Below are 25,347 nucleotides of genomic sequence, written 5' to 3' on the forward strand. Positions count from 1 at the left end.
TCCATCATCGCTGGGAGAGTGATTTGGTGGCTTGGAAAATACTGTAAATTGCTCTAACTTAGCAATACTAAGGCTTTGTGTCTCCCCCGACAGCGGAAGCGGTACCCAAAAAGCTATACTTGACTTGCATGACTTTGCCTCAGACTGCTCGAAAGCGGGGCCGCAGTGCCAAAAGTCCTAGCCTAGCGGGGTATAAGCCATCGCCCCAGGGTGCAAAAGTTCGATCGGCAGCCGCATTTGTGACAGTCTGTAGTACGAAGTCGTCGGATGTTCAACAAAAACCGTCAAGCAATCGTCGCATTGCTGACAGCAAAGCTCCAAAGCTGAGGAATCGGGTGCATTGTCAACAGACAATTTCAGCTTTGGACAATTCACAAGCAAAACTCATCAGACAGAATTTTCTGCCTGTAATATTTCCTGCGGCGATAATTCACTGCCGGGATAAATATTTCATTTTTTGCCTGTCGCAGACTTTTACAAGTCGAACAAGTAATTTGGAACAGCCATCAACAGCCTAATTATCTATTAGACATCAACCGAATTTAAGTTGATCTTTTGACTCGACAAGAGTGAAAGATACTTTTTCACAGATGTCTGCGGGAAAACCCGCAAGCTTTTCCGTTTGGAAAACTTAAGAGCGTGGTAGATTTTAACACAATACAGCGGTTGCATATGTCAAGAATTAACTTGCTCAAAAAAACAGAAAACAAAGAAAAATTTTCGATGGCGGCTTGGTTTGGCAACGGCGAGTCAAATCCAGAGTTAGAAGCATTAAATCAGCAGGTAAAACCTGTAGCAACGCAAAAACTTAACCCCAAAAATAGCAATGCAGGTAAGCCGATGCCACTCTTTTTTTCCGAACAACTGGCTTCTGTAAAAACCGCCAATCAAAACTCGTACATTCAGGATTTTGTCGATAGATTATCCTTGAAATTCAATAAAATATTGCCAGCTAAAATTGGGGGGTTGCCCATCCATCAAAAAATTGGTGTCGGGTATTTACTAGCAATAGGAATCGGCTTTCTTGGCTCCATGAGCGGATTGGTGATTGCCGACTACTACCAAGGAAAAGGATTAACACAGTTCCATGACGCTCACGTACAAGCGCAATTGCTCGGCAATTTTAAAGATGCAGGCTTGGCGGCACAATTGCATGGAGCGCAGCTAGATTCTTTTGTAGATAATTCCGCCAAACTGGATCTCCAAAAACAGCAGTTTTTTAACAGTATTGTCAAAGCAAAAAACCTGCGGCTGGACATAGAAACATTTGCCGATAGCGAACCCGCATGGCTGGCGGCAAATCCGGAAGTTATCAAAACTTTACTACAAGATTGCACGAAAAATTTAGAATCCTATGCCGATACTCTTTCTTTAACTTTGCAGCAAATCCAGCAATCGCAACTGTCGCCTCGCGAGATAGAGTCAGCCAGAAAATTGTTGGCTACAGAAAGTGGAGAAGGTGCAAAAAAACTCGAAGCTCGCTTTCAGGAAGTTAGCAAAATCCTCGATATTGCCCAGCGGCAAGAGCGGCAAAGCGGTGCAGTTATGGAGGACGCTCAAGGCATCGAAAAGGGCATAATTATGATGAGTATGCTGCTGTCGGTAGCAGTGGCGGGAATGGTGGCTTACCGCACCAGTCGGGCGATCGCCAAACCAGTCGTCAGCCTCACTCAAGTGGCCGAACAAGTAGCCACAGAGTCAAATTTTGATTTGCGAGTACCAGTCACCGGGCAAGACGAAATAGGCTCATTAGCTGTGTCTCTCAATCACCTGATCGAGCGAGTTTCGGAACATACAAAAGAATTGGAACAAGCTAAGGAAGAGGCTTTAGTTGCTAGCACTGCCAAAAGCCAGTTTTTAGCAAATATGAGCCACGAGTTGCGGACGCCTTTAAACGCGATTATCGGCTACAGCCAACTACTTTTAGAAGAGGCGGCAGAGCTTGAAGGAGAGGATTTTGTTCCAGACTTACACAAGATTCAAAATGCTGGTACGCACTTGCTATGTTTGGTTAACGATATCCTCGATTTGTCTAAAATTCAAGGGGGGGAGGTGAAACTCGAAATCGAAGAATTTGACATTGCATCCCTGGTTGATAATGTGGAGATTGCGACTAAATTGTCTGTAAAAAAGAATGGCAATGTTTTAGAAATAGAGTGCAATCCTCAAACTGTCGGCACAATGCACGCAGATTTTGCGAAACTGCGGAAAGTGCTGCTGCATCTGCTGAGCAATGCTGCTAAGTTTACTAAAAACGGTTTGGTAAAAATCAGCGTCAGCCGCATTGAGGGAACCGGAAAATCTAAGGCAGCTAAGCTGTCGGGTGTTGAAAATTCAATTGCTACAGGCTCGATTGCTTGTCCAATTGCTAGTGCTGAAGCATCGGATTGGATTTGTTTATCTGTTCAAGATACCGGCATTGGAATGTCTGCGGAACAGCAGTACAAATTGTTTGAAGCCTTCGTGCAAGCTGATTGTTCGGCGACGCGCAAGTACGGCGGCACTGGATTGGGACTCACAATTAGCCGCCATTACTGTCAGATGATGGGCGGCGAGATTTTGGTGGAAAGCGAGGAGGGAAAAGGGTCAATTTTTACTGTCCGCATACCTGCAGGAGATGGTTAATCTCAAATCCTCTCTTCATCGGAATAGTAAATTCACTGTTGACTGTTGACTGTTGACTGTTGACTGTTAACAGTTAACAGTTAACAGTCAACATCATGTATGAGTGCAGCCGGAATTGATATAATCTCTAATGCGAATCGATGGCGATGTTGGTTTAGATCGTATCGTTTCCGGCTGCATCGGAATTATATATTTGAATTGTCGAGAGTGCTGTCGGGTAAGAGTCCCGTGAGGTCGCGGGTTCTCGATGGCATAATTCTGTTGTCAATCGACTGGACAAGATGTATCTGGTAATTGCGAGGTTGAAGCAAAAAAAAGAGGGATAATCCCTCTTTTTGTAACGGTGACTGCGATGTTATTCGACAGTCGCAGCAGGGATTTCTTCCTCTACTGCTTCGGGTGTGGCTTCGGCTGCTGCTTCCTCTACTGCTTCGGGTGCTGCTTCGGCTGCTGCTTCCTCTACTGCTTCGGGTGCGGCTTCCTCTACTGCTTCGGGTGCGGCTTCCTCTACTGCTTCGGGTGCGGCTTCCTCTACTGCTTCGGGTGCTGCTTCGGCTGCTGCTTCGGGTGCTGCTTCGGCTGCTACCTCCGGCACGTCCTCTTCCATTGCTGAGGGTACGTCTTCGAGTATTTCGTCGGAGAGATCCAAGGCATCTGTTGAGTCTGCTGGAATGTCTATGCCTGCTTTAGCTTGCTTTTGAGCGAGCATTTTTTCGCGGAACTTAGCTGCCATTTCCTCAGCTTTTTCATAAACCAATTCGCGATTTTTGACCATCGCGCCCGGTTCGGGTTCCAACTGCTTGGTGGAGAGAGAAATCCGGCCTCTCTCAGCGTCCAAGTCAATGATCATCACTTTCACTTCGTCGTTGACATTGAAGACGCTATGAGGCGTATCGATGTGATCGTGCGAAATTTCTGAGATGTGCAGCAAGCCGCTGACTCCGCCGATGTCGATAAAGGCACCGTAGGGCTTGATGCCACGCACTGTACCGATGACGACTTCCCCGACTTCGAGGCGGTTCATCTTCCGTTCGACTAAGGCGCGACGGTGGCTCAACACTAGGCGGTTGCGGTCTTCGTCTACCTCTAAGAATTTTAATGGTAATTCTTCGGCGACTAATTCTTCCTTCGGTTTGCGGGTACTGATGTGAGAACCGGGAATAAAGCCTCGCAACCCTTCAATTCTGACGAGTGCGCCGCCGCGGTTGGTGGCAAATACTTGCGATCGCACCGTGGCATCTTCTGCTTGCAGTTGTCGTACTCTTTCCCAGGCCCGCATATACTCGATGCGCCGGATGGACAGGGTTAATTGTCCGTCTTCATTTTCATCGGTGAGGATGAAAAATTCTCTGGTTTCGTTTGATTGCAATACCTCTTCAGGGCTTTCCACTCGATTGATCGACATTTCCTGAATGGGAATGTACGCTGCTGTTTTAGCACCGATATCAATCAGAGCGCCCCTGGGTTCTATACTAAAAACTGTACCGGCTACTACATCGCCCGGGCTAAAGTGATAGTCATATTTATCGAGTAGGGCTGCAAAATCTTCGTGAGTAAAGCCGATGTCTTTGACTGTGGTTTTGAGATTGACCATGCGAATAGTTTCCTAGGATTTCTCTCCTTCATGTTTTTCGTTTGTGCCGGCAAATATGAGAGATTTTGGTGAAAAAGCGGTTAACTTCTTGCAAAATCTTTTACTAAAGTCAGTTTTTGCTAACTTTTGCCTGGTGCAACTTTGCATCCGGGCTTGCCACTGCTATTGGTGCAAACTCTACGTTAAAACGTTTAATCGTAACATTCAGAGTCAAGTAAATCATTATAACTTACCTGCATACTGCTTTATAAATTAATTTAAGGGAGTTTAGCTGCCAGTAGCGCAGGATGCGGGGCTTTCTCGATCGACTCGATCGCCATCGAGGGAATCTGCGTCAAAATCAGGCTGATTTTCTGGCTCTAGAGCTTCGTTGAGCGGATTTTGAAGGTGATTTAGGGTATCTACAAAATCTCTGATACCTCGAAACTGCCGATATACTGAGGCAAAGCGCACGTAAGCGACTTCGCTCAGGGGTCGCAGGTGCAACAATACCAGTTCCCCAATTTCTGAGCTGGCGAGTTCTCGGATCGATCGACCTTGGAGTTGCGCTTCAATTTCTTCTGCCAGAGTTTCTAGCTGCCCGGAGGACAAACCAGTTTTTTCGCAGGCCCGAACCAGTCCCCTGACTAATTTTGACCTGTCAAAAGATTCGCGCTTGCCGTCCCGCTTGATCACTGTAATCGGCACAAATTCTATGCGTTCGTAAGTTGTAAAGCGGTGCTGGCATCTCAAACACTCGCGCCGCCGACGGATGCTTTGACCTGATTCGGCTGAACGCGATTCGAGAACGCGACTATTTGTATGTTGGCAGGAGGAACAGCGCATGATTGCTGATTTTAACAGGCGTTGCCAGCAAATTGCCATTCATCTGACCGCGCGGTTAGATGAATGACTGGACTAGAAAAATGACTCGGCACTCCGGCAGTGAGTTTATGTGTCAACTTGAACTAAAACCTAGTATCAGTCTACTGTTTGATGACTAGAGCCGATTCCCGCTTAGTATGCCAGGGGATCGATCCTGGGCTATAAACGAGAGATACAAAGGTTTTTAGACCGTTGTTGATACCCCTTGACCTCCGCCGTAGGGCTAATTATTTGCCAATCCGGGGTGGTTCCCGAAAGGCGATCGCAAAAAATAGTACACCTAAAGCTAAAGCCAGAATCAAAATGTAAGCAACGCTTTCCATGTTAAATTTTCCCTATCTTCCCTTGCTGTCTTATTTTATCTTAATTGCTGGTTTTATTTTTAACTAAAAAAACCCGGTTTCTTGAAGAAACCGGGTTTTTTGTACCGGGGAAGTTTCCGGCCTGCCCGTGGGGCTGGCGAAAACTAGATAGATTCTTCTCTTCTTGTGGTCACGTCGCCCAGTTTTTGGAACAAGCCCCACTCGACTTGTTCTTCGAGGTCAGCCTCAACTCCAGCAAACACGTCACGGAAGATTGTCCGAGAACCGTGCCAGATATGGCCGAAGAAGAACAGCAAAGCAAAGCAAGCGTGTCCGAAAGTGAACCAACCGCGAGTCGAAGTGCGGTAAACACCGTCAGACTTCAAGGTTTCGCGATCGAATTCAAAGAGTTCACCCTTTTGGGATGCCAGAGCAAACCTCTTAACATCTAAAGGATTATCAAAGGTTTGACCGTCAAATTCGCCACCGTAAAAGCTGACAGTAACTCCCGTTTGTTCAAAGCTGTATTTTGATTCAGCACGGCGGAAGGGGATGTCAGCGCGAACGACTCCATCTTTGTCCGTCAAAACGACTGGGAAAGTTTCAAAGAAGTTCGGGAGGCGGCGCACCGACAATACCCGACCTTCACTGTCAGTAAATACTGCATGGCCGAGCCAGGTTTTGGCGATACCGTCACCGTTGACCATCGGGCCAGCGCGGAACAAACCGCCTTTAGCCGGAGAGTTGCCCACGTAGTCGTAGAAAGCCAATTTTTCAGGAATTTGCTCGTAAGCTTGTTGGAAGCTTTGGCCGGAGGCTAAGCTAGCTTGGGCTCTGCGATCGATTTCTTGTTGGAAATAGTTGCTGTCCCACTGATAGCGAGTAGGGCCAAAAAGTTCGATCGGAGTAGCAGCAGAACCGTACCACATCGTACCCGCAACCACAAAGGCGGCGAAGAACACAGCAGCGATACTGCTAGAAAGTACAGTTTCGATATTCCCCATCCGCAGGGCTTTGTAAAGACGTTCCGGCGGCCGCACGCTCAAGTGGAACAAACCGGCAATTACGCCGACTACGCCCGCTGCAATGTGGTGAGCCACGATGCCGCCCGGATTGAACGGATCGAAGCCTTCAGGGCCCCAAGAAGGCGCCACTGCCTGGACGTGACCGGTCAGGCCGTAGGGGTCGGACACCCACATTCCCGGGCCGAAAAGTCCCGAAAGGTGAAATGCGCCGAAGCCGAAGCAGAGCAAGCCGGAGAGGAACAGGTGAATGCCAAACATTTTTGGCAAGTCGAGGGCGGGTTCGCCGGTGCGGGAGTCTCTGAAGAGCTCCAAGTCCCAGAATACCCAGTGCCAGACTGCTGCTAAGAACAGTAAACCCGAGAGGATGATGTGAGCGATCGCAACGCCTTCAAAAGACCAGAAGCCAGGATCGACGTTACCTTGGCCCGTGACGCTCCAACCGTTCCAAGAACCGGTGACTCCCAAGCGAGTCATGAAGGGCAGCACGAACATCCCTTGACGCCACATCGGGTTCAGAATGTGGTCTGAGGGATCGAAAATTGCTAGTTCGTAAAGGGCCATCGAGCCGGCCCAACCTGCCACGAGGGCAGTGTGCATTAAGTGTACAGAAATCAATCGGCCTGGGTCATTTAAGACGACTGTGTGTACGCGATACCAGGGTAGTCCCATTGACTGCGGTTCTCCAAGGTGTAAGTGATGATGTCATTTTGACGGAAAATTCAGATTTTCCATCCCGAGCGGTGATGTCCGGGGTTTAAATTCTGCCTTTTGCCGAATCCTTTCTACCTTCACAGGAGGAGGTATAAAAATGAAAGTTATTTAAAGAAGTGTATCGAGTGTTAGAACCGATTGCAATATGTTCGACATTACATTAATTGTGGGCTATCGATCGAGCAGCGGGCGGCGATCGCCCCGAGGCGTTCGAGAACTTGCTCGGCATCGATGAGTCTGGTAAGGGTGACGTTGCCAATATTTTTTCCTGGATCTGCCGGATCTAGGGGGGTTCCGGGCTGGACTTCTACCATGAGTACAGCGTCTTCTACGCGGTAGAGCCACATTTTTTCATTTCGATCCGAAAGACAGAGGTTGAGCTGTTGGATATCCGGCTGTCGTCTCCAGGCGGCGGCTGTCCACTCGCCACCAACCCCCCAGACGCGCCCGACTTTCCAGCCGTCGGATAAGAAAAAATATTTCATTTGCTGTGTACGGTTGTTAATTATTTGTTGTTATAGCGCAGATGGTTGTGTTGAGGGCGATCGATCGTGGTGGATGTTACGGGCGATCGCATGACTGAGATCTGGATTAGTTTACCTCAATTATGACAGTTCGATATTTGACAAAACCTTTGATTATACTATAAGTAACTACACAAAATTAATTACATAAAGACTCCTTGCTGGGCAAGGGTTTCACGCGAAATCTCGTGTAATTAATTTTGCACGACTACTTATACTGATATTAAATGATAGGTACCCCGAACTGCACGGGGAGGTATGGTACGGTTGCAATGCCGTGCGCCTGTCAGAGACAAGGTGCCCCGAACTGCACGGGGAGTTATGGTACGGTTGAGATACCGTGCGCCTGTCAACCTGAAACATGATTTAATCATCATACCATCACTACCAAAATAACGCCCTGCCAAGGCGTAGAGAGTTATTTTAAGCCCCTTTTACAAGAGGGTTAAGCTCTCAATAAGGGCGAAATCCACGACTATAATAGTCGTGGATTCGCATTTAAACTTACCCTTCATTTTAGCGGTATTCAAAGTTAATTTTAGGCGGGAGAATAGGAATTTTTAACAACTGTATTTTCGGCTCAAGAAGATTGAATGCTTCCTCCAATTCGGTATTGCCACTGGCTGTCCCTGCTTCCTTTGAACTACGATCGATCAAGTACACCACATAATCTGCTAGCTGCAAACCAGTGTAAAATTCTGAGAAGCCAAACAAAGGTAGTTCCACAAAATTAGAAGATTTTGTTTGTGACTTCCAATCTCGATACACTCTGAGCAATCTCCCATCCTGAATACTGGTATGCTGAGTTGAGCGCGAATCCATAAGTAATATTCCTGTTTCGTTAGATTGCTTTAGATAAGCATCTAGCTGCTCTAATAATTGAGTAAAACTTAAGCGATACAAACCAGTTTCATCTTTAATATCTTCGCTGGTCTCGCGCAATCTTTTTTTGTTGACTTAAACAGCGAATATATGACAAGGTAAGTGACTTATAGTTTCTGAAACTTTCTTGAACGCTCGAAGACGGAATTCCCTTGGAAAAGTCTTAAATGAACCCACACCTTGCCAAATATCGCGCCCCTTAAGTTCCCAGTCTTCAGGTTCCTTCCCACTAAATAGTTCCTTTTTAAGTGCTGAAACTTCTCTTTCCATTTGTGACCATTGCTGGACATGAATAGCAAAGCTAGCTAAAAAAAAGAAATTTGTCTCCATATCTTTCCAGCCAGTGCCCCCCTCATCAACGTAAAATAAAATCGTCCTCTTGCCTTATGGTAACTTTTTGACATAAACGCTACATTATAAGTGTTTTTTAGTCTTTAAGTTATACTAGAATAAAGACAAGACTAAAACCCCATCTCTCACCTGCGCTTATATTTTGATCGCAAATATCCAGGATACAAGCCCCCAGATTAATCCGTGGAGTCACCTATTCAATCTAAAATCTAAAATCTAAAATCTAAAATCTAAAATCGAATGACGGCACAAACCACAGTACAATTCCAAGACAGTTTCGACATCATCGTAGTTGGTGGCGGACACTCCGGCTGCGAAGCCGCCCTCGCCACTTCTCGCCTCGGCTGTCGCACGCTTTTACTCACCCTCAATCTCGATAAAATTGCGTGGCAACCCTGCAATCCGGCTGTGGGCGGGCCCGCGAAAACTCAACTTACTAACGAAGTGGATGCCTTGGGCGGCGAAATCGGTAAAATGGCCGATCGCACTTATCTACAAAAGCGCGTCCTCAACGCTTCGAGAGGCCCCGCAGTTTGGGCTCTCAGAGCACAGACAGACAAGCGGGAATACGCCGCCGTGATGAACAATATTGTCGAAAATCAAGAGAACTTGACCGTCCGCGAAGCGATGGTTACAGACTTAGTTTTGGGCAAAAATGAAGAAATTATCGGCGTTGAAACATACTTCGGCGTTGCCTTTGAATGCAAAGCCGTAATTCTCACCACAGGCACTTTTTTAGGCGGCACAATTTGGGTTGGCAATAAGTCGATGCCGGCTGGACGCGCCGGAGAATTTGCCGCCGTGGGTTTGACAGAAACTCTCAATCGTTTGGGCTTTGAAACCGGACGATTGAAAACAGGAACTCCGGCAAGAGTTGACAAGCGGACTCTCGATTACACCAACATGGAACCGCAGCCGGGAGATGCAGAAGTTCGTTGGTTTAGTTTCGATCCTGAAGTTTGGGTGGAACGGGAACAAATGCCTTGTTACCTAACTCGAACTACGCCAGAAACTCACCAGTTAATTAGAGACAATTTGCACCTTTCTCCGGTTTACGGCGGCTGGGTTGATGCGAAGGGGCCGCGCTATTGTCCGAGTATTGAAGATAAGATTGTGCGGTTTGCAGATAAGGAAAGCCACCAGATTTTTATTGAACCGGAAGGTAGGGATATTCCTGAACTTTATATCCAAGGTTTTTCGACTGGTTTACCGGAAAGTTTGCAATTGCAAATGCTGCGGACTCTTCCTGGTTTGGAAAAGTGCGAGATGATGCGCCCTGCTTATGCTGTGGAGTACGATTATTTGCCGGCAACTCAGTGTTTTCCGACGCTGATGACTAAGAAGATTGAAGGGCTGTTTTGCGCGGGTCAGGTGAACGGTACGACTGGCTATGAGGAGGCTGCGGCACAGGGGATTGTGGCGGGGATTAATGCGGCTAGATTCGCGAAAAATCAGGAGATGATTGTGTTTCCTCGCGAGCAAAGTTATATCGGGACTTTGATCGATGATTTGTGTACTAAGGATTTGCGGGAACCTTACCGGATGCTGACTTCGCGATCGGAATATCGGTTATTATTGCGATCGGACAATGCAGATCAACGCTTGACTCCGCTCGGACGGGAAATCGGTTTAATTTGCGATCGCCGTTGGGAGTTATTTGAGCGCAAAAAAGCTAATATTATCGCGGAAAAAGCCCGTTTGTACTCGACTCGCGTCAAAGAACACGACGAGCTTGGGAAGAAAATTTTGGTCGATACTCAACAAGCGATTAAAGGTTCAATTACTCTCGCTGATTTGCTGCGCCGTCCCGGTTTTCATTATGTCGATTTGGAACGTTACAATTTAGGTGATTCCAGTCTACAATTAGCCGAGAAAAATGGTGTAGAAATTGACCTAAAATATTCCGGTTATTTGCAAAGACAGCAAAATCAAATTGATGACATTGCCAAACACGAACGCCGCCAATTGCCTGGGGATTTGGATTATATGGCAATTACAACTCTCTCGAAGGAGTCGCGGGAAAAATTGACTAAAATTAGGCCCCTGACTATTGGCCAAGCTGCGAGAATTGGCGGGGTTAATCCGGCTGATGTTAATGCTTTGTTGATCTATCTGGAAGTGCGAAATCGTCAGCAACCGGCTGCTGTGGGAAATTGAATTAATAAAACCCAAAAATTGCTCGGCTTTGTCTTAATTGTTGGTTAAATTGTACGCGATTTCGGCAGAGAAACGGCGCTGGGTTCTTTTATTGAGCGTGCGAGCGTCCCCGATCGCGTATTGTACTCGCGATCGGGGACAACACTATAAATGCACAACTGAGATGCTCCCAGGAGGTTTTATTTGCGAGTTGAATTTAATCCATCTACCCGAAGCAAAAGCAACTGGTTAGATATGGTAAAATATGACCGATCTTGATTAAGCTAACAAACCAAAATTGGTCATAAACTATGATGAGATCGCTGGCTTGTGTCAGCAGCTTGGATACAGGGAGAAGTTGCGTTTAGCTCAAATGCTGATCCAGCTAGCCAGAAAAGAAGAGGAAAGTCAAAACTCCCAACATCGAATTGCAGGGAATTGGAAAGAATCCTCACCAAGTCAAAATTACTCTGATATAATTCAATATGTTTTTGAAAGGATTACAGCATATTCCATGTAGGTGCAGTACGCCTGAAATATAGTTTCTGGAACACCCATCAGTTTATAGGTAGAAAATTGAACTGTAAACAAACCAGGTTAGAAGTGAGTGCATCATAAACCTGACCTAGGCTGTAGCCATGCAAATTTCGTACAAAATCAGAATACTTTATCTTATCTTGTCCACTCTTATTCTTTCTGCCTTCGAGTTCTAGCCTTCGCGTTCTTAGCGTCTTCGCGGTTCCTTCAAAAAGCCCGATCGCCAATCCTTAAAAATTACCACACTCAAAAACAACTATCAATGTAGAGCGCGCCTAAAATAACCTTAAATCTGTTATAGTTTCCATACAGCAGCAAACAAAACCCCCACTTACAAAGTATAACTATCTATGGCTCCTACAGTTTTGATTACAGGCGCTTCTCAAGGAAGCGGCAAAGCAACGGCACTGTTATTTGCCAGTAAAGGTTACGATGTGGTGATGGTGGCTCGCGAGCCAGAGAGATTGGCAGCGGCAGCGGCTCAGGTGCAGCGTGAAGGCACTTCCGCTTTCCCTATTGCGGGGGATGTGGGCGACATTCAACAAGTGCGGGCGATCGTCCAAAAAGCCCTAGATACTTGCGGAAACATTGATGTTTTGGTGAATAATGCCGGGATTTGTCTCGCGGGGGCGATCGAGCAAACCACCTCCGAAGATTGGCAGCAATTAATGAATACCAATTTTTGGGGCTGCGTTAACACAATTCAAGAACTTTTACCACATTTTCTCGATCGCAAAACGGGTACAATCGTCAATATTGGTTCCATAGGCGGCAAAATGCCCTTGCCTCAAATGACCGCTTATTGCGCCAGCAAATATGCAGTAACCGGTTTAACAGAAACTTTGCGATTGGAATTAGCACCCCGAGGCATTCACGTTTGCGCCGTACATCCGGGTTTGATCAACAGCGATTTTTTGGAAAGAGCTCAATTTCGCGATCGAGACGAACCTGCAGTCGAATTGCGCCGCCAACAAATGACCGAAATGTTGAAATCTAACTGGGCTTCTCAGCCGGAAGATATTGCTAAAGCAATCTGGGATGCTGTGAAGAATCAGCGTGCAGAAGTTACCGTCGGCCCAGCTTTCTTTGCATCGGAAGCCTATCGATTATTCCCCGGTTTGATGCAATTATTCATTGGTAATTAGTCATTAGTCATTGGTTATTAGTTATTAGTTATTGGTTATTAGTTATTGGTTATTGGTTATTGGTTATTAGTAGCAAATGACTGTTGACTGCTAACTGTTAACTGTTAACTGTTGCTCGTTACCAGGCTCTGCCTGGTAATGCAGATCCGGAGGCTCTGCCTCCTTTGATCTGGCAACTTACAGGAGAGAGGACTGTAGGAGGTGTTTAAGTTATTAAGTTTTCCATCCTAAGTGCTTGTCACCAAGGAGAACCCGATCGCGCTTCAGGAGCGAAAAAGAGCCTCTCTTTATCCCTCGGCTTCGGGAGAGAAGAATGTGGCAGATACTTTGAGTTATTAAATTTAAATTTCTAAAAAAATAGACGGCTCAACCAGCCCCAAATACTATTATAATGACAAAGAAACCAGAAAATATTACCATGCAAATCACAGCATTAGCAGCAAAAAAAGCAGGCGGGTTGCTTGAAGAATACAAATTTGATGTCGCAGCGCCCAAGGTGCACGAATGTCTAATAAAAGTGTTAAATTGTGGCATCTGTCACTCGGACTTGCACATGATTGACAACGATTGGGGTCAATCAAAATATCCCCTGGTTCCCGGTCACGAAGTTATCGGAGAAGTGGCAGAAATAGGGCCGCAAGTGACTCATTTAAAAGTAGGCGATCGCGTTGGTGTCGGCTGGCAAAGGTCGTCTTGCTTGCATTGTCGTGACTGCTTGCGCGGTAACGAAAATCTCTGCGATGAAAACCAGGGATTAATTGTTACAGGGCCCGGCGGTTTAGCCGATTATTTAATGGTAGATTCCCGCTTTGCTTTTCCTATTCCCAAAGGCATCGATTCCAAAGTAGCCGGGCCGTTGCTGTGTGGCGGAACTACTGTTTACGCCGGTTTGCGAAACGCGGGGATGACTTCTGGGCAAGAAATCGGCATTCTCGGTATCGGCGGTTTGGGACACCTGGCCGTGCAATTTGCTAAAAAATTAGGCAACCGCGTTACAGTTTTTACTACTTCCCAAGATAAGGCAGAATTTGCCCATAAAATGGGGGCGGACGAAGCTATTGTAGTAGAAAAAGGCGAAGTTCCTCAACCGCCTAGCAGTAAATTAGATATTTTGTTGAGCACTGTTCCTGCTGCTTTAGATTGGGTTCCCTACATTGATTTTCTCGATTCTGACGGTGCCCTTGCTTTTGTGGGAGTTCCCGACGCACCTTTGAGTATTCCGTTATTTGCGCTGCTGGCGAAGCGCCGCCGAATTACGGCTTCTCCGATCGGCGGTCGTGCTATGATTTATGAAATGCTGTCAGTTTCAGAGAAGTTTGGGATTGAGCCGATTGTCGAAGTTTTTGCGATCGCACAAGCGAATGAAGCAATCCAGAAAGTCCGCGACAATAAAGTGCGCTATCGCGCAGTTTTGACAGTAAGTTAGATCCTTAGTAAGGTGCGTAATTCGCACCCCAGATCTACAAATTACAGCAGAGAACTAGCATTAATCAAACGGCCGGTTAAATCAGCAGGCGTTACATTCAACACAGTACCCAACAAAGCCTGATTAGAACCAAATCTAATATTAGTAGCTTCCACGCGCCCGTTGCCGTCTGGATCGAGACTTTCCTGCGAGATACCGCCCTTGGCTAACAAATTCGTTCCCCCCGTTATAGTTCCAGGATTTAGCAGCAGCAGTCTCGGATCGTCCAAGCTATAACTTGTCTGTTCCAAGAAGACAAGAGTAGTGCTAAAATCCACACTAAGTCCGATGGAATCATTCGACTTATCAAAGTCCACAATTACTGCATCAGGAACTTCTATTCCCCCTACTCCCATTCCCGCTTGATCGACTCGAAAAACAAAAACATCTCTCCCCGCACCTCCTTTGTAAATATCCACATCTCTATCGCCAATTAAAGTATCGTTACCATCACCGCCAACTAACAAATCAACACCTTGACCGCCGCGCAGCAAATCATTTCCCACACCGCCATCAATAAAATCGCTATTTCTATCCCCTGTCAAAACATCGTTGCCACTTTTTCCCAAAATATCGTCATCACCTTTGCCGCCGTAAATAGAATCATTGCCGGGCCCGCCTGACAGACTGTCCTTACCATCGTTACCGAAAATCCGTTCTGCATCTGATGAACCCGTGACAGTATCATTGCCGCCCAGCATCGAAACTCCCCCAGGAAAACTAGCAAGTTGTCCCGGTACAAGTGTAATATTTTCAGGAGAATTGTCTCCTACCAAACGAGAGATGCGTGAACGATCGGGAGTGAGTACCATAGTTGTAAATTTTTTGCGATTAATGGATATCTGACAATTATTTCCATCTTGGCACAGCCGATCGCAAAATCGCAGATTAAAATAAAAGTTAAAATTAAAGCCGATGCCAATTATCTTTGTAGAAGACTTGAGCAAAGTTTATCCAGTAGCGATTAAACAACCGGGACTTAAGGGAACAGTTCAGCACTTTTTTAACCGCACTTACCGTAACATCAAAGCAGTTGACGGCGTTTCTTTCAGTATTGAACCCGGAGAAGTGGTGGGGTTTCTCGGCGCTAACGGTGCGGGCAAAACTACGACGCTGAAAATGCTGACTGGTTTGATTTATCCCTCTGATGGTACAGTGACAGTGTGCGATCGCACTCCGTTCCGCCGCCAAGCAGATTTTCTGCAAAAAATTACCTTAGTGATGGGGCAGAAACAACAGTTAATTTGGGATTTACCAGTGCTCGATTCTCTGCGAATCAACGCCGCTGTCTATGGAATTTCCGATGCAGATTATCGGCGACGAGTCGGAGAATTGACAGAAATGCTGTCACTAGAAGGCAAGTTAAATCAAGCAGTGCGAAAGCTATCTTTGGGCGAACGCATGAAAGCAGAATTCATGGCTGCCTTGCTGCACCAGCCGGAGGTATTATTTTTAGATGAACCGACTTTAGGTTTGGATATCAACGCACAGTTTAGCGTCAGGCAATTTCTCCGGGAATATAACGAGCGCTATCAAGCAACGGTACTTTTGACAAGTCACTACATGGCTGATATTACTGCTTTGTGCAAGCGCGTTTTGTTAATCCATGAAGGGCAATTAGTTTATGATGGCAGTTTGGACGGATTGCTCGACAGGTTTGCACCTTATCGGGAAGTTCAAGTAAAATTAGCCGAACCCTTGGCCAAAGATAGCGCTTTTGGTTACGGCGAGGTAGAATCAATTGAAGGTAATTCCGTGCGGTTTTTGGTAAAAAGGGAGGAACTGACGGTAAGCGTGTCGAAGATTTTAGCAGAATTAGAAGTTATCGATTTGAGTGTTACCGATCCGCCAATTGAAGAGGTAATCGGTCGAGTTTTTCGCACGGGTAAAGTGTAGATATTACTCCTATCTCCCTTGACAAAGGGAGCAAACAACCGTCAAACATTTTCTTTGTTAAGGGGTCAAGAAAGCATGAAATTCTCTTTTAAGAAAGGGGATTTCGGGAGATCGTGATTTATTATTACCAGCCTCTTTACCCTGCTCGTGTCTCGTTACCAGAATCTACCTGGTAGCGCACATTAAGAATCTCTACCTATTTCTTCTTTCCTTGAGTTAAATTCAGTATTCTTTCAGTGACAATGAATATGAAAAAAAACATTAAAATTGCTAAAACTTTGCTCGTCACCTACTACGCTTATATGCTCGAATACCGGGAGGAATTGTTTTTGTGGGCGCTGTCGGGAGCTTTGCCGTTTATCTTGATGGGCGTGTGGATGCAAGCGGCCGAAACTGGTGAATTTGGGCTGAAGCAGATCGACTTTGCGCGTTACTTTTTAGCAGCTTTTATAGTCAGACAAACTAATGTGGTTTGGGTGATTTGGGAGTTTGAAAAAGAAGTCGTGGAAGGTAAGTTATCTAATAGATTGTTGCAGCCTCTCGATCCCGTATGGCATCACTTCGCATCTCACGTTTCCGAAAGGTTTGCGAGGCTACCGTTTGTATTAGGATTAGTGCTGCTATTTTTTGCACTTTACCCGCAGTCTTTTTGGCTGCCGAGTTTGGGCAGATTTTTGCTGTTTTTGTTGGTTCTCGTTTTCGCTTTTTGTTTGCGGTTCCTGATTCAGTATACCTTTGCGCTGTTTGCTTTTTGGATTGAGAGGGCAAGTGCGATCGAACAATTCTGGTTTTTAATGTACCTGTTTTTATCGGGACTTGTCGCGCCGCTAGAAGTATTTCCCCCAGCCGTGCGCGAAGTAGTTTTGTGGACACCGTTTCCTTATTTGATTCATTTTCCCGCTGCAATCTTGATAGGATTGCCCGTAGATGTAGGCCGCGGTTTACTGGTAATGCTGGGTTGGAGTGCGGTGTTTTTTGTGTGGAATCGCTGGCTGTGGCGGCAGGGTTTGAAGCAGTATTCCAGCATGGGAGCTTAAATAATCATTAAAATTTAAAAAATTGTAGAGTGCGTCCCAGTAAGATATCGATGGTTTTGGGTAGGTGTGCGATCGCATCCAACGATCGCCCTTAATACAGGTGTTTGTGCTTTGGTTGCTGCAAAACAAGTGGGGATGTTGCGAGTCGGAAACGGTTATCAAGTTAATGCTTTGAGCAATTACCGCCTGAATTGTTCGATAACCCTCCGCCAAAACCCAATATTTCTGTAGGTGCTGGCGGCTTTTGCATTGAGGCGCGACGCTGGTAAATAATTGTGGTATAAAATAGAGTCGATCGGCTGCATACTACAATACGGAGCAGAAAAAGGTTGAAACCCCGCCAGCGTCAAACTTGCGTTTGCTTGGGCCATCGAGGGCGAACACCTTTGCGGTGCAAAGAAAATAAGGTAATTTTAATCGCCCTTTCTTCAAGCCGCTATTTTAGGGTGTAAGCCTGTATAAACCTGATGTCAACCGCCGAGTCTTTTTTCAATGCAAACAAACTCTAGGGGACAAGATATTGGTATGTTGTTAAAAAAACTTGTTTGCGAAAATAATCCCCAGACAGTTGCAGAGTTAATCGACGCACAACTCAAAACTGGTCAACTGACTTGGACTCAACTCAAAATACAAGTTTTCGAGCAGCACTGGCGCGACGAATCTTTGCAGGAAGTCTTCACAGAAATTGCAGCTAAATTAGATCGAGAAACAGCGAGCGAACTGATAGAATATTTGACCGATCAAAACGGTCAACCTGAAAAATTTATTAATTTATTTTTAGCAGCGGGATGCCTGTTAAAAGTCAAAAATGGCATCAATAAAAACACCGAAAAAAAACTGTTAAATGCTTTAAAAAAGCTATCACAATACGGCACGGCTTTCCTGATTCTTTATCAAAGCGCTCAAGAATTGCAGGAAACTTATCAAATTCGCGATCGATCGATCGCCACGATCGCCCAAACTTGGAAAAACGACCCGCAAACCCTGCCGTGGCTGAAAATACTCGCACACTCCAGCGACAGCGGCGAAGTCCGGGCCACAGCAGTCAAAGCCATAGCCCGCAGTTGGTCTGACGAGCCAGAAATTTACCTGATGCTCAAAAAACTCGCTAAATTCGATACAAGTTGGGCAGTGCGATCGGCTGCGATCGCAGAAATGGTCGCGGGTTGGCCCGATAAAAAGGATACCTTGCAAGTGGTGGCCGCCCTGGCTAAGTTTGATCGCAGTCCGACCGTCCGCACCTGCGCGCTGGAACTGTTGGCCCGTCGTTGGCGCGATCGAACAGATACCTTACTGCAGCTGAGAACCGCCGCCGAATCCGACGAAAATTTGGGAGTGCGAGTCGCAGCGTGGCAAGAAATAGCCAGAGGTTGGCACAGCGTTTTAGGTACTTTCTCCCTGCTCAAAAACTTGACCGAGACAGGAACTTCTACCCTGCGAACATTAGCTGTGCGGGAGTTGGCAGCGGGCTGGCAGGCCGTGGCAGAAGTTGGCCTGCTGCTGAAAACCCTAGCCGTATCCGACAGCAGCGAACAAGTGCGGACAGCAGCGATCGAAGAATTAGCTTCGCGCTGGCGGGCCCAACCAGAGATTTATCCGCTGCTCAAAAGTCTCGCCGAGTCCGACCAGAGTTCCACCGTCCGGCAGGCAGCAGTCCAAGGAATTGCCTCTGGCTGGCCGTCTAACCCCGCAACTCTGCCTTTTTTGCAAAATATAGCTGCGGGCGATCGCGACGCCGAACTGCGCGAAATAGCCCTGCAAAAGATTGCAGCAGGTTGGCCCGACAGCCCGGAGACATTGCCCCTGTTGCAAAAAATAGCGGCCTCAGAGGATTATTGGACTGTGCGCCAAGTAGTAGTAGCAGCCGCAGCCACCTTACCGTCAGCCAGTCCCGAAGTCTTTGAGTGGTTGAAAAATCTCGCCGAGTCAGACAGACACCTCAACGTCCGAGAAACTGCGGTGGAACAGATAGCAAGAGGCTGGGGACACCGCGACGAGACTTTGCCTTTTCTCAAAAAACTCGCGGAGTCGGAGGGGGATGCTCACCTGCTGAGCGTGCTGGTGCGAGAAATAGCGCGGGAATGGCCCGAAGAGCCGGAAACCTTGCTGTGGTTGAAAATTCAGCTTGATTCTGGGGAGGAGGAGGTGCGGGAAGTGGCGGTGCAGGAACTCGCTCGCAACTGGCCTTCGGGTGCTGAAACTTGGAGGATGCTGGAGGCTAAAGCAGAGGGCGATGAAAGTCCGGCGGTTAGGCAAATCGCTTTGCAAAAGTTAGCTCGCGGGCGGACAAATGAGCCTCAAACTTTTGAGTGGCTGAAAATTCGGGCAGCGCAGGATGAAGATTCTCAGGTGCGGGCGATCGCCCTGGTAGAGTTAATGCGGGGATGGAAAGACGAGCCGGGAATGTTTGAGTTTTTGCGCCAGAGAGCTCTGACTGACCCCTACGATAGAACAGGTTCTTTTGCTTACAATCCCAGATTTACAGCACTCGAAGCAATTATCGAACATTATCCCGAAAATGCGGAAACTTTGCCTCTGGTGCGATCGCTTGCAGTTTCCGACGCAGATGAGCAAGTGCGGGCCTTAGCGGGCCGCCGACTCAGGAGCGAAGACTGGTAAGTGGTTAGCTGAGACATAAATTGCGGCGATTTATGTTGATTTTGCCGCGCGATTTATTCCCACAAAAACTCAATTCATTCCGACAAAAGCCCGATCGCACCCCGCACCGCTTCCCCCATCATCGAGCCGCGAACATTCGCGGGCGCCGTTTTCTCCCACAAAATCAACTGTTCCCGAAAACCAGGGTCTTGCTTGGCCCGCTGCACGATCGCCTGACTGATGACTTTCCTCTGAATCTGAATAGTCGGAATACCTTGCTGCTTCAAATAATCCAACAGCCGCTGCACACTTTCAGAGAATTTATCCGGCGTTTGAGACATCAAAATAAACGAAATTTGACGCACCATTCGCTGGTAGATTTCCTGTTTTCTGACCAACACTTCATTTTGAATTGGCTCCTGCGGCTCCACACTGTTACTAGCAACAGCCAAATCTAGCAAACCCCAAATTTCTACCCGCTTGGCTAAAACCTTTTCCAACATATCTGGATAAAGCGCCAAAATGCGATCGCCCAAAATCTTGCCATTCACCAAACGGTTAGCGCTCAGCCGCAGTAAATTTTGTTCTCCAGCAGACTCAAAAAATTGAACATTCAACTGAAGTTGCCAACTCTCCAACTCCACCCGACGCACCGTAAACACCAAAGCCTCCCAATTAGGAAAATCAGCAAAATAGACCTCCACAATAGAACTTTCCTCTTGATTCTGCCGCCCCAATTCCCCAGACTCAAAATCGCGAGCCGCCGGAAAGCGATTTGCCGCAACTTTCGCAGTATAATCAAACTGAGTAAAAACATACCCGCAGTCTACTTTTGACAGATCCACATCTTGAACCTGCCAATTTTGAATGCAGCAACCCGTAAGCTGCGCCCCCTCCAAACTCGTCCGAATCAAACGACATTCAATCAAACAAGCTTCTCTTAAATCCGCCTCACCTAACATCGCATCCATCAAATAAGCGCCACTCAAATCAGCTTTCCGCAAATCAGCACCGCGCAAATTAGCCTCGCTCAAATCCGCCCGCAGCAAATACACTCCTTGCAAGTTAGCTCGCAGCAAAAGCGCCTTCTTAAAACTCGCTTTCAACAAATAAGCACCAGCCAAATTCGCTCGACTCAAATCAGCATTATCGAGCACAGCCTCCGTCAAATCCGCCCCCGCCAGCACAGCTCGGTGCAAGTCAGCGCCCGCCAGATTTGCCGATCGCATTTGAGCACCATTTAAATCAGCTTCAATCAAATTTACACCGCTCAAAATTGCCGATCGCAAATTTGCTTCCACCAAATGCGCTTCCCGCAAATTAGCATCCGTTAAATTAGCACCAACAAGACTGGCGCGGTTGAGATTCGCCTCCATCAACTTCGCCCCCATCAAGTGTGCGCCGTCGAGTTTAGCTTTCTCCAAATTAATTTGGTCAGATTTAACCTTTTGAAGATTAGCACCCCCCAAATCCGCTTCAGAAAGCACCGTCCAATTGAGTTCTGCACCTTCCAAACAAGCAAGGCGCAAATCCGCTTTCGCAACATTTGCCCCGCTCAAATTTGCCCCGCTCAAATTTGCCCCGGACATCACTGCATTGCGGATATCGGCGCGGCGCAAACAAGCTCCAATTAACTTAGCATTGCTCAAACAAGACCAGCTCAAATTAGCACCGGTCAAGTTAGCACCTGTGAGGTTTATTTCTCGCAGGTTGACACCGCTTAAACTAGCACCGCTGAGGTCAATGTGAGCAAAGTTGCGCTCTCCTTCTTGGTAGCGCAGCAAAAATTCTTGTACTTGCATTCGGAGGGGAAGGGGAAGGGGAATAGGAATGAAATAACTATCTCTAGTCTGGTAAAATAACTGTTATCGCGTTGGCAACGAGGAATTTATTCCTCTAATTTATTGTGGAAGACATTCCTCATTACAAATCATTTTTAGGTTGCCAGTTGGGCTTTTTTTTCTCTTTTATTGCGGAATATATGGGAGCATTTCAGTTTTGCAACAAGCATTTTTTTATGGTAGTGCGAGCGTCCCCGATCGCTTATTATACTCCCCGCTCGCTTATTATACTCGCGGCTCGTCTATTATACTCGCTCTTCGGGGACGCTCGCACGCTCAAATGCCAAACTGAGATGCTCCCGAATACATTCCTCACTACGAACCATTTTTAAGTTAGTAATTAAGAATTTATTCCTCTGATTGTTTGCGGACTAAAGTCCTCACAACAAACCAGTTTGATTGTGCTAAAACCACGAAATTTATGTTATTCCTAATTTGTGCTAATAGGATGATTTTAGAGGAATCGCTGCAATTCTCCCTGCAAATACTTTGCCCATTTAGTCGCTAGAGGAACTTCTGTAAAAGGAACATGCACCGCCGCAGCATCTTTCAACAAAAATTCTAGGGCGATCGCATTTCCCGAATTCGGTGGCGACTCTAAATCTACCACAACGCCGTTAACTAACAACCTGAGCGACTGCACATTTTTTAAAGAAAAAGTTTGCAAATTCACAGGCCCGCTGCGAGTAGGTTTCCCCCAAGTCAAACAGTCTTCTTGCTGACCGAGTACAGCATAAATATCGTACTTGGCCTTGGCGAATTGTTCCGCCCAGACGCGATAGGCTTCTAACTTTTGATACTCGTTCCATCCAGCCCAAGCCAGCCCAATAAAAATTGCTAGCAGCGGCAACCACATTAAACCTCTTTCCATGCAATATCCTTGTGAAAAATACTCCCGGTTTTCTTTGCCATCTGCTTTAATGATACAATTTATTGAACTACTCAAACTTGCTTGGCAATTTAAACTAGAAATTACACCCATTTGCGATCGCGCGGGTAGCCACCGCCACCACATACCAAAAGCCCGCCCGCGAGTTTGACCGCAGCCACAACTAAGAAAACTGGCGATCGCGATGAAAATTCGGTTATTGTGGTGAACAAGCCTTCCCTCAACGGACGATCGGCAATGAAAAAATTTTTCTTTCTGTGCTTATTTTTAATCGGGCTTGGCTGGGCAATTTCTAATTTCCCAGGACTTGCTACTCAAGGCACCTATGACTCGATTGTGCTGGATTTCCGCGAAGATATCGGTAATCCTGATATTGCAAAACGAGTAGAAGAACTCGCCCAGCAGTACCAAATCGCACCGCAACTCAACAGTGAGTTTTCTAAACAGGATAATGTGTATGTTGTCAAGGGCGATCGCACTTTGCTAAACGCCCTGAGAAAATCAAAGTTGGCTAAAGATACCGAATACATTGAACCGAACTACATTTACAGCGCTTACGAGATTCCCAACGACCCCATGTATGTCAAGCAGTGGAATCTCCGCAGCATCAACGTAGAATCGGCTTGGAACGAAACAAAAGGCAGCGGCACAACAGTAGCGGTAATTGATACCGGCATCACTCCCGTCGCCGACTTAAAAGAAACCAAATTTGTACCGGGCTACGACTTTGTAAACGATCGCGCCGAAGCCTACGATGACAACGGCCACGGCACTCACGTCGCAGGTACTGTCGCCCAATCAACTAACAACAACTACGGCGTTGCAGGCATCGCTTACGAAGCAGCTTTAATGCCGCTGAAAGTATTAAGCGGCAGCGGCGGCGGTACAGTTTCCGACATTGCTGAAGCAATTAAATTTGCTGCTGACAACGGCGCAGATGTCATCAACATGAGTTTAGGCGGTGGTGGCGAAAGTCAATTAATGGAAGAAGCGATCGACTACGCCTACTCTAAAGGCGTTGTCATCATCGCCGCCGCCGGCAACTCCGGCGACAGTTCGGCATCCTATCCCGCCCGCTATCCCCACGTCATCGGCGTTTCCGCCCTCGGCCCCAACGAAGAAAAAGCCGATTATTCCAATTTCGGCGCGGGTGTTGACATTTCAGCCCCCGGCGGTTCTGAACTCGGCAAAATTCTCCAAAGTACGATCGACCCAGAAACCGGTGCCGAAATCTTTGAAGGCTACCAAGGCACCAGCATGGCTGCGCCCCACGTTGCCGGCGTTGCAGCGCTGATCAAAGCCTCCGGTGTCACAGAACCAGACCAAATTCGCAGCATACTCTTGCAGTCGTCGCGAAATGTCACAGAAGACCCCTTAAACCATTTTGGTTCGGGACACCTAGACGCAGGCGCAGCAGTTCAGCTAGCCCAGCGCGGACAAATCAACTTCCGCGACTTCTTCCGCTGGCTGCGCGACAACGGCTATCTCAGCCCCCGCTTCTGGATAGACGGCGGTGCAGTCGCCCTGTTGCCGAAAATTGCAATGGTGCTCGGTTCTTACCTGCTGGCTTTCATTATGCGGAATTATTTTCCGTTCCAGTGGACTTGGGGCTTTTCCGGCGGCTTGATGGCTGGAAGTTCTGGCTTCTTTTTCCTCCGCAACTTGTTTGTATTTGACTTACCGCAGTGGCCGATGAGAATCATGGGCAGTTCTATTCCCGAACTCGGCGGTGCAATTAACGGCAGCAATATGCTGAATCCCTTATTTGCTAGTGTTTTGATTCCAGGGATTTTGATTGTTTTGCTGTTGGGACATCAACAGTGGAAGTGGATTGCGATCGCCACTTCGATCGGCTTTGCTAGCTGTTTAGCTGTGAATGCTGTTCTCTCTCCCGCAGTTTGGGGATTGGGAACTGGTTTAGTAGCACAAACATTCTTGATTGTCAATGCTTTGTTGTGTTTTGGATTGGCACATTTAGCACTTAAAACAGAGGCGCAGTCAGCATGAGTATTACAGTCAAAGGCAAAATTGAACGCCAAGGATTAGGCCCAGGTACCTGGGCTTTGGTTGGCGAAAATGGAGAAACTTATGAACTTAAGGATGCTCCTTCTGACTTGAAAAAAGATGGTTTGAAAGTCAGTGTCAAAGGTACAGTCCGCAAGGATATAATGACTTTTGCGATGATCGGCCCGGTGCTTGAGGTGCAGTCTTTTGAAGTCTTGTAGCTCGATCGACTAATCCAGCTTTCAAACAAAAAAAACCCCGGCCTTCATTGGCTGGGGTTTATTAATCAGGGTGCATCTACTAATCTAGTCTCCGGTAACACCGCACCTCTTTCAGGACAATTTCAGAAAATTGATGATTTCAGAAACCCGGTTTCTTTCAACATTTCTTGTCACATAGCCCAAAACTCCTAGAAACCGGGTTTCTCGGCCCATACGTCAGCCCTAAAACTGTCGCTAGCTGTCGTTATACCTAATTTTTGCCAAAAAAACCCCGGCCAAAATTGGTCGGGAGTTAATTAATCAGGGTGCATCTACCAACTAAGCTTTCTGAGAATTTCACCACAATCCGGAAATTAACCTCAAATTTGTTCAGCATCAGCCTTAACACAAAAAAAAACCGGCCAAAATTGGTCGGGAGTTAATTAATCAGGGTGCATCTACTAATCTAGTCTCCGGTAGCACCGTACCTCTTTCGGGACAATTTCAGAAAATTGATGATTTCAGAAACCCGGTTTCTTTCAACATTTCTTGTCACATAGCCCAAAACTCGTAGCAACCGGGTTTCTCGGCCCATACATCAGCCCTAAAACTGTCGCTACCTGTCGTTATCCCTAATTTTTGCAAAAAAAAACCCGGCCAAAATTGGTCGGGAGTTAATTAATCAGGGTGCATCTACTAATCTAATCTCCCACCCGACAGC

The 25,347-nt window shown here is 46.8% G+C and carries 21 protein-coding genes; 10 read left to right on the forward strand and 11 right to left on the reverse strand.

Going from position 1 to position 25,347, the window contains the following annotated elements; genetic code table 11:
* Nucleotides 1-177 precede the first annotated feature (177 nt).
* The gene (locus tag QUB13_RS20690) at nt 178-375 is read right to left on the reverse strand and encodes a hypothetical protein (protein WP_333384153.1); all 198 of its coding nucleotides are present in this window, start codon (nt 373-375) and stop codon (nt 178-180) included.
* A gap of 297 nt (nt 376-672) precedes the next feature.
* Between QUB13_RS20690 and QUB13_RS20695 the strand changes: the two genes are divergently transcribed.
* The gene (locus QUB13_RS20695; RefSeq protein ID WP_333384155.1) at nt 673-2,625 is read left to right on the forward strand and encodes a HAMP domain-containing sensor histidine kinase; all 1,953 of its coding nucleotides are present in this window, start codon (nt 673-675) and stop codon (nt 2,623-2,625) included.
* A gap of 355 nt (nt 2,626-2,980) precedes the next feature.
* Here QUB13_RS20695 and QUB13_RS20700 read toward each other — a convergent pair whose 3' ends face one another.
* The 7 genes from QUB13_RS20700 to QUB13_RS30530 form a co-directional block, all read right to left on the reverse strand.
* Nucleotides 2,981-4,219: a 30S ribosomal protein S1 gene (locus tag QUB13_RS20700; protein ID WP_333384158.1), complete on the reverse strand. Its 1,239-nt coding sequence runs from the start codon at nt 4,217-4,219 to the stop codon at nt 2,981-2,983.
* A gap of 267 nt (nt 4,220-4,486) precedes the next feature.
* Nucleotides 4,487-5,044, reverse strand: a complete 558-nt coding sequence (nrdR, locus tag QUB13_RS20705; RefSeq protein WP_194009242.1) for a transcriptional regulator NrdR — start codon at nt 5,042-5,044, stop codon at nt 4,487-4,489.
* Nucleotides 5,045-5,310: 266 nt separating this feature from the next.
* Nucleotides 5,311-5,406, reverse strand: a complete 96-nt coding sequence (locus QUB13_RS20710; protein WP_083622085.1) for a photosystem II reaction center protein T — start codon at nt 5,404-5,406, stop codon at nt 5,311-5,313.
* A 143-nt stretch (nt 5,407-5,549) separates the two neighbouring features.
* Nucleotides 5,550-7,079: a photosystem II chlorophyll-binding protein CP47 gene (psbB, locus tag QUB13_RS20715; RefSeq protein WP_194009222.1), complete on the reverse strand. Its 1,530-nt coding sequence runs from the start codon at nt 7,077-7,079 to the stop codon at nt 5,550-5,552.
* 197 nt (nt 7,080-7,276) lie between these two features.
* Nucleotides 7,277-7,606, reverse strand: coding sequence for a hypothetical protein (locus QUB13_RS20720; protein WP_333086962.1), 330 nt, complete (start codon nt 7,604-7,606; stop codon nt 7,277-7,279).
* A gap of 555 nt (nt 7,607-8,161) precedes the next feature.
* The gene (locus QUB13_RS20725) at nt 8,162-8,587 is read right to left on the reverse strand and encodes a DUF3800 domain-containing protein (RefSeq protein WP_333384161.1); all 426 of its coding nucleotides are present in this window, start codon (nt 8,585-8,587) and stop codon (nt 8,162-8,164) included.
* A 15-nt stretch (nt 8,588-8,602) separates the two neighbouring features.
* Nucleotides 8,603-8,899 (reverse strand): DUF3800 domain-containing protein, encoded by a 297-nt coding sequence (locus QUB13_RS30530; RefSeq protein WP_442922188.1) that lies wholly within the window; start codon nt 8,897-8,899, stop codon nt 8,603-8,605.
* Between the two features lie 219 nt (nt 8,900-9,118).
* Here QUB13_RS30530 and mnmG point away from each other — a divergent pair, with 219 nt between their 5' ends.
* The 3 genes from mnmG (at nt 9,119) to QUB13_RS20740 (ending at nt 14,122) form a co-directional block, all read left to right on the forward strand.
* Nucleotides 9,119-11,035 (forward strand): tRNA uridine-5-carboxymethylaminomethyl(34) synthesis enzyme MnmG, encoded by a 1,917-nt coding sequence (mnmG, locus tag QUB13_RS20730; protein ID WP_333384164.1) that lies wholly within the window; start codon nt 9,119-9,121, stop codon nt 11,033-11,035.
* 866 nt (nt 11,036-11,901) lie between these two features.
* Nucleotides 11,902-12,696 carry an SDR family NAD(P)-dependent oxidoreductase gene (locus QUB13_RS20735; protein ID WP_333384167.1) on the forward strand — a complete coding sequence of 265 codons (795 nt, stop codon included), beginning with the start codon at nt 11,902-11,904 and terminating at the stop codon, nt 12,694-12,696.
* Nucleotides 12,697-13,087: 391 nt separating this feature from the next.
* A complete protein-coding gene (locus tag QUB13_RS20740) occupies nt 13,088-14,122 on the forward strand; it encodes an NAD(P)-dependent alcohol dehydrogenase (protein WP_333384171.1) in 1,035 nt (344 codons plus the stop codon).
* 41 nt (nt 14,123-14,163) lie between these two features.
* Here the strand turns inward: QUB13_RS20740 and QUB13_RS20745 are convergent, their stop codons facing one another.
* The gene (locus QUB13_RS20745; protein WP_333384174.1) at nt 14,164-14,973 is read right to left on the reverse strand and encodes a calcium-binding protein; all 810 of its coding nucleotides are present in this window, start codon (nt 14,971-14,973) and stop codon (nt 14,164-14,166) included.
* Nucleotides 14,974-15,076: 103 nt separating this feature from the next.
* Here QUB13_RS20745 and QUB13_RS20750 point away from each other — a divergent pair, with 103 nt between their 5' ends.
* The 4 genes from QUB13_RS20750 to QUB13_RS20765 all read left to right on the forward strand — a co-directional run bounded on the left by QUB13_RS20750 (nt 15,077) and on the right by QUB13_RS20765 (nt 19,713).
* The gene (locus QUB13_RS20750) at nt 15,077-16,057 is read left to right on the forward strand and encodes an ABC transporter ATP-binding protein (RefSeq protein ID WP_333195857.1); all 981 of its coding nucleotides are present in this window, start codon (nt 15,077-15,079) and stop codon (nt 16,055-16,057) included.
* Nucleotides 16,058-16,305: 248 nt separating this feature from the next.
* On the forward strand, nt 16,306-17,094 hold the full coding sequence (locus QUB13_RS20755; protein WP_333384176.1) for an ABC transporter permease: 789 nt from the start codon (nt 16,306-16,308) through the stop codon (nt 17,092-17,094).
* A 66-nt stretch (nt 17,095-17,160) separates the two neighbouring features.
* On the forward strand, nt 17,161-17,325 hold the full coding sequence (locus tag QUB13_RS20760; RefSeq protein WP_333384179.1) for a hypothetical protein: 165 nt from the start codon (nt 17,161-17,163) through the stop codon (nt 17,323-17,325).
* Nucleotides 17,326-17,586: 261 nt separating this feature from the next.
* Nucleotides 17,587-19,713 (forward strand): HEAT repeat domain-containing protein, encoded by a 2,127-nt coding sequence (locus QUB13_RS20765; protein WP_333384182.1) that lies wholly within the window; start codon nt 17,587-17,589, stop codon nt 19,711-19,713.
* Nucleotides 19,714-19,787: 74 nt separating this feature from the next.
* Here the strand turns inward: QUB13_RS20765 and QUB13_RS20770 are convergent, their stop codons facing one another.
* Together QUB13_RS20770 and QUB13_RS20775 are read right to left on the reverse strand one after the other, a co-directional pair.
* Nucleotides 19,788-21,494 (reverse strand): pentapeptide repeat-containing protein, encoded by a 1,707-nt coding sequence (locus tag QUB13_RS20770; RefSeq protein WP_333384186.1) that lies wholly within the window; start codon nt 21,492-21,494, stop codon nt 19,788-19,790.
* Nucleotides 21,495-21,987: 493 nt separating this feature from the next.
* Nucleotides 21,988-22,404 (reverse strand): hypothetical protein, encoded by a 417-nt coding sequence (locus QUB13_RS20775; RefSeq protein WP_333384235.1) that lies wholly within the window; start codon nt 22,402-22,404, stop codon nt 21,988-21,990.
* A 255-nt stretch (nt 22,405-22,659) separates the two neighbouring features.
* Here QUB13_RS20775 and QUB13_RS20780 point away from each other — a divergent pair, with 255 nt between their 5' ends.
* Nucleotides 22,660-24,429 carry a S8 family peptidase gene (locus tag QUB13_RS20780; RefSeq protein ID WP_333384238.1) on the forward strand — a complete coding sequence of 590 codons (1,770 nt, stop codon included), beginning with the start codon at nt 22,660-22,662 and terminating at the stop codon, nt 24,427-24,429.
* Nucleotides 24,426-24,647 carry a hypothetical protein gene (locus tag QUB13_RS20785; RefSeq protein ID WP_194008573.1) on the forward strand — a complete coding sequence of 74 codons (222 nt, stop codon included), beginning with the start codon at nt 24,426-24,428 and terminating at the stop codon, nt 24,645-24,647. The genes QUB13_RS20780 and QUB13_RS20785 overlap by 4 nt, the downstream gene beginning before the upstream one ends.
* Nucleotides 24,648-25,347 lie beyond the last annotated feature (700 nt).

This window comes from Microcoleus sp. B4-D4 (genome assembly GCF_036705185.1).
Taxonomy (GTDB): domain Bacteria; phylum Cyanobacteriota; class Cyanobacteriia; order Cyanobacteriales; family Microcoleaceae; genus Microcoleus.

Bases quoted from the DNA above. Each gene is read 5' to 3' on its own strand.
- QUB13_RS20695 (WP_333384155.1), top strand. From the start codon at position 673: ATGTCAAGAATTAACTTGCTCAAAAAAACAGAAAACAAAGAAAAATTT.
- QUB13_RS20740 (WP_333384171.1), top strand. From the start codon at position 13,088: ATGACAAAGAAACCAGAAAATATTACCATGCAAATCACAGCATTAGCA.
- QUB13_RS20770 (WP_333384186.1), bottom strand. From the start codon at position 21,494: ATGCAAGTACAAGAATTTTTGCTGCGCTACCAAGAAGGAGAGCGCAAC.
- QUB13_RS20720 (WP_333086962.1), bottom strand. From the start codon at position 7,606: ATGAAATATTTTTTCTTATCCGACGGCTGGAAAGTCGGGCGCGTCTGG.
- QUB13_RS20780 (WP_333384238.1), top strand. From the start codon at position 22,660: ATGAAAAAATTTTTCTTTCTGTGCTTATTTTTAATCGGGCTTGGCTGG.
- QUB13_RS20710 (WP_083622085.1), bottom strand. From the start codon at position 5,406: ATGGAAAGCGTTGCTTACATTTTGATTCTGGCTTTAGCTTTAGGTGTA.
- QUB13_RS20775 (WP_333384235.1), bottom strand. From the start codon at position 22,404: ATGGAAAGAGGTTTAATGTGGTTGCCGCTGCTAGCAATTTTTATTGGG.
- QUB13_RS20745 (WP_333384174.1), bottom strand. From the start codon at position 14,973: ATGGTACTCACTCCCGATCGTTCACGCATCTCTCGTTTGGTAGGAGAC.
- psbB (WP_194009222.1), bottom strand. From the start codon at position 7,079: ATGGGACTACCCTGGTATCGCGTACACACAGTCGTCTTAAATGACCCA.
- QUB13_RS20750 (WP_333195857.1), top strand. From the start codon at position 15,077: ATGCCAATTATCTTTGTAGAAGACTTGAGCAAAGTTTATCCAGTAGCG.
- QUB13_RS20735 (WP_333384167.1), top strand. From the start codon at position 11,902: ATGGCTCCTACAGTTTTGATTACAGGCGCTTCTCAAGGAAGCGGCAAA.
- mnmG (WP_333384164.1), top strand. From the start codon at position 9,119: ATGACGGCACAAACCACAGTACAATTCCAAGACAGTTTCGACATCATC.
- QUB13_RS20755 (WP_333384176.1), top strand. From the start codon at position 16,306: ATGAAAAAAAACATTAAAATTGCTAAAACTTTGCTCGTCACCTACTAC.
- QUB13_RS20765 (WP_333384182.1), top strand. From the start codon at position 17,587: ATGCAAACAAACTCTAGGGGACAAGATATTGGTATGTTGTTAAAAAAA.
- QUB13_RS20785 (WP_194008573.1), top strand. From the start codon at position 24,426: ATGAGTATTACAGTCAAAGGCAAAATTGAACGCCAAGGATTAGGCCCA.
- QUB13_RS20700 (WP_333384158.1), bottom strand. From the start codon at position 4,219: ATGGTCAATCTCAAAACCACAGTCAAAGACATCGGCTTTACTCACGAA.
- nrdR (WP_194009242.1), bottom strand. From the start codon at position 5,044: ATGCGCTGTTCCTCCTGCCAACATACAAATAGTCGCGTTCTCGAATCG.